The sequence below is a fragment of the Oleiphilus sp. HI0086 genome (genome assembly GCF_001635225.1).
On the sequence record NZ_LWFZ01001190.1, the window covers coordinates 1 to 837 of the forward strand.

Annotated in this window: 1 protein-coding gene; it reads right to left on the reverse strand. The window is 49.9% G+C overall.

What is annotated here, in order from left to right:
* A partial coding sequence (locus A3756_RS20730; protein WP_197481434.1) for a beta-ketoacyl synthase N-terminal-like domain-containing protein occupies positions 1-837 on the reverse strand: 837 nt, incomplete at both ends.

Consider the following 837-nt stretch of genomic DNA (forward strand, 5'->3'; position numbering starts at 1 on the left):
CAGAAGCAGTTGCCGGCTCAGCGTCATACCCAGAGATAATCACATGAGCATTGGTGCCTCCTATGCCAAATGAGCTGATACCTGCATATCGCTGGCCAATTTCCTGTTTCCAAGTAGCGGTGGTTGTAGCGACAGAAAACGGTGAAGACTCTAGCCTTAAGTCAGGGTTTGGTGATGTGAAATTAATACTGGCCGGAATCTGTCCTTTCGATACAGATAGTGCAGACTTTATTAAGCCCGTGACACCGGCTGCTGCAGTTAAATGCCCCAGGTTGCTTTTGACGGATCCTAGTAGGCACTGAGCTTCAGGTATTTTAGAGTTTTGTTCAAAGACTGCTTTCAGGGCCGATACTTCGATAGGGTCACCAATGGGGGTAGCGGTTCCGTGAGCTTCTATGTACCCTATCTTATCTGCAGTGAGTCCAGCATCTTGTTGTGCTGCCAGAATAACGTTTTTCTGACCCTCTTCGCTTGGGGCTGAAAAGCTGCCTTTTTGAGCGCCATCATTGTTGACTGCTACACCTTTGATAACGGCTGTTACTCTATCTTCGTCTTCGATAGCGTAATCGAGTCGTTTTAGAACGACCAAACCGCCACCATCACTAAACACAGTGCCGTTTGCCTCGCGATCGAAGGGGCGCGTATGACCGTCATGAGACTTGATACTTCCTTCTTCGGGGATATGAGGTTGTTCTTGCGGGAAGGAGAGAGAAGCGGCTCCAGCAATGGCGACCTCGCATTCGCCAGAGCGGAGAGCTTCAACAGCCTGGCACACCGCTACCAGAGATGTCGAGCAGGCNGTCTGAATGTTGACTGCAGGGCCGTTTAAGTTAAGTT